The 3453-nt window shown below is 65.4% G+C and carries 1 protein-coding gene and 1 pseudogene; both read left to right on the forward strand.

Annotation, left to right across the window (positions count from 1 at the left end):
• The first annotated feature begins 225 nt into the window (after positions 1-225).
• Positions 226-2334: a TonB-dependent hemoglobin/transferrin/lactoferrin family receptor gene (locus tag LQK81_RS26115; protein ID WP_230809314.1), complete on the forward strand. Its 2109-nt coding sequence runs from the start codon at positions 226-228 to the stop codon at positions 2332-2334.
• A 120-nt stretch (positions 2335-2454) separates the two neighbouring features.
• A pseudogene (locus LQK81_RS26120) lies at positions 2455-3453 on the forward strand (hypothetical protein); the annotation flags it as partial.

Here is a 3453-nt window from a genome sequence, read left to right on the forward strand (position 1 = left end):
CACTTTCATCGGCACGGACGCCTTCTCCGACAAGGCCGGCGAGTTGCGCTACGCCAAGAGCGGCAAGGACACCTATGTCACCGCCGACACCAACGGCGACGGCAAGGCAGACTTCGCCCTCCACATCGACAAGCTCGTCACCCTCGACAAGGGAGACTTCCTGCTGTGAGGCGGAATGCAGGCTTGAAAATGTCTGAAGGGGGCGGCCGGAAAGGCCGCCCCCCGATGCACGTCAGCGCACCGGGGCACGCGGTTTCGCCGGTTCTCTGTAAATCCGGCCGGCCGACCGACCGGTTTCGTCTCGGCGTATCGGCGCTGGCGCTCTTGACGGCAATCGCCGTGCCGGTGTGGCCGGTGCTGGCACAGGATGTGCAAACCCAGGACGCGCAGGCCCAGGCGGAAGACCAGGCCGCGGCGGAGGGCGCGCCCGCGAACCCCAATGAGCCGACCGTACTCGAGGAGATCGTGGTGACGGCCACGCGGCTCGGCGAGCGCGTGTTCGAAACGCTTTCAGGTTCGAGCGCACTGTCGCGCGAGCAGCTCAGCATCGAAATGCCGGGTGCCCCGGTCTCGGAGATCGTGACGCTGATCCCGAGCGTGTCGACGCAGACCTCGGCGGACGACCCCGGGACGGCGATCAACATGCGCGGCCTGCAGGACTTCGGGCGCGTCAACGTGCTCGTCGACGGTGCCCGCCAGAATTTCCAGAAGAACGGCCACGAGGCCAACGGCACCTTCTATCTCGACACCAACATGCTCAAGAGCGTCGAGGTGACGCGCGGGCCGACGGCCACCGTCTACGGCAGCGGCGCCATCGGCGGCGTCATCTCGTTCACCACCATCGACGCCGACGACGTGCTGCAGGAGGGGGCCACCAAGGGTGGCCGGGTCAAGCTCGGCTTCGATACCAACGGGCCGGGGCCGACCGTGCACGGCGAGGCCGCCGCGCGGATCGGTGACGGGGCCGATTTCGTCATCGCCGGCACTTGGTTCAAGCCCGGCGACTATACCTCCGGCGACGGGACCAAGGTGGATTCGGCGCAGAACCTGCTCTCCGGGCTGGCCAAGGCGCGCTTCCGCCCGACCGACGACCAGGAGATCACGCTCTCCGGATCCCGCTACTTCAACACCTTCGAGAACGGCAGCACCAGCGTTCGCGACATCGACGTGACCGTCGACACGTTCACGGCCGGCTACCGCTACACGCCGGATTCCGATTTCTGGAACCTGAGCGCCAAGATCTATTACAGCGGAACCCTGTCCGACCAGGCCGGCACCGGCGACATCGCCGGCGACGACCAGTCCTTCAAGGTAGGCACCACCGGGTTCGACCTCTTCAACACCTCGACCTTTGATACCGGCGCGGTCACCCACGAGGTCACCTATGGCGGCGACGTGTTCCGCGACAAGGTCAGCACCGTGGACGAGTTCGGCAGCAGCGACGACCTGACGCCGCCGGGCACGCGCGTCGCCTATGGCGCCTTCATCCAGGACAAGCTGACCTGGGAGTGGCTGGAGGTGATCGGGGCGCTGCGCTACGACGGCTACAGCCTGGAGAACGACGAGACCCATACCGACGGCAGCCGGCTGTCGCCCAAGCTCACCGTCGGCGTGACACCCTGGGATCCGGTGACGTTCTACGGCGGCTATTCGGAAGGCTACCGCGCCCCGGCGCTGACGGAGACGCTGATCGAAGGTTTCCACCCGCCGCCGGTGATGGGGCAGTTCTTCCCCAACCCGAACCTCAAGCCGGAAGTGGCCCACACCATCGAGGCCGGCGTCAACCTGCGCTTCCAGGATCTCTTCACCGGCTCCGACCAGCTCGGCGTGAAGCTCGGCGTCTTCCGCAACGATGTCGACAACTACATCGACCAGGTCTTCATCATGTTCCCGATCCCGGGCGGGTACCAGTACCAGAACATCGCCAAGGCCCGCATCAAGGGGTTCGAGTTCGAGGCGAGCTATGATGCGGGCTTCATGTTCGCGGGCCTGGCGGGCCAGATCCTGGACGGGGAGAACCTGACGACCGGTGCGACGCTGCAGAAGGTGCCGCCCTTCCGCGCGGTCACCACGCTCGGCTTCCACGCCCTCGACGACCGGCTGACGGCGGGGACGCGGCTGACGGTGGTGGGCAAGAAGGACGAGGACCTTTCGACCGGGTTCATCGGCGAGGCCTACCAGCTCGTGGACCTCTTCGCCCAGTTCGCGATCAACGAGACGACGACGGCCAACATCGCCCTGAACAACATCTTCGACCGCGAATACACCCAGTACCTGAACGCCGATCCGAGCCCGGGCTTCAACGCCAAGGCCTCGCTGACGATGAAATTCTAGCCCGGACGGCGCCTGCGTCGACGGGCGCCGTCCACCTTGCCTGACAGGCCTTACGGGGCAGCCGGCCCATCCGCGGGGTTTCCGACGGACCGGCCGGCCGCCCGAAACGGGAGTGACGAGATGACGATCACCATCAAGCTTACCGCCGAACTCGGTTCATCGACCGGGGTCGACTTCAACACGGCGTTCACGAAGTTCTTTTCGACGCTGGTGCCGACAGGCTGGCCCTATATCCTCGGCGGCTCGGGCCAGTTCGAGGGCGACCAGATCGTGCTTCTCGACAAGGTGGTGAAGGGCAAGGAGGGTGATACCAAGGCCATCATCCTCGACGGCAAGAACTTCAACTACTACTTCAACGACCACACCCTGAGCGGTACGCTGACGACCGTGCGCCTGTCGACGCTCGGCGACAGCTACAACAGCTCCGACGGCTCGTTCGACGTTGAGAACGGCCACATCGCCAATGTCGAGACGCCGATCGAGATCAGTGGGCTGAAGATCTACAACGCCTATGGCGAGCGTGGGGCCGTGCATGACGTGATCTACGGGCTGATGGGCGGCGCGCATGACGGTGGCGGCTTCTCCAAGCCCGCGGCGCTGGAGAGCTTTCTCTGGGCCGAGGCCCACAACGTGGTCGGATCGACCGGTGCGGACACCTATCGCGGCACGAAGTACAACGACACCGTCCGCGGCAACGGCGGCAACGACACGTTCGACGGGGCGGCTGGCACGGACACGGCGGTCTTCGGCGGGACGAAGGCGAACTACACGCTGACGAAGAACAGCAACGGCAGCGTCACGGTGACCGACAACCGCTCCGGCGCCAATGACGGCCGCGATACGCTGAAGAACTTCGAGATCGCGAAGTTCTCGGACGGTAGCGTCGACCTGACGAAGCTCGGCTCGACGCCGTCGGCGAACAAGGCCCCGACGTCGATCGCGCTTTCGAAGTCGACGGTTGCGGAGAACAGCAAGAAGGGCACGACGGTCGGCACGTTCTCGGCGAAGGATCCGGAAGGCAAGGCGCTCACCTACAAGCTGACGGATACGGCCGGCGGGCTGTTCAAGCTGTCGGGCACCAAGCTGCAGGTGGCCAAGGCGATCGACTACGAGAAGGTG

Origin of the sequence: Rhizobium sp. GN54 (assembly GCF_021026345.1) — a bacterium.
In the GTDB taxonomy this organism is placed as follows: domain Bacteria; phylum Pseudomonadota; class Alphaproteobacteria; order Rhizobiales; family Rhizobiaceae; genus Mycoplana.

Coding starts and splice junctions, on each gene's coding strand:
- LQK81_RS26115 (WP_230809314.1), top strand. CDS start 226: ATGCACGTCAGCGCACCGGGGCACGCGGTTTCGCCGGTTCTCTGTAAA.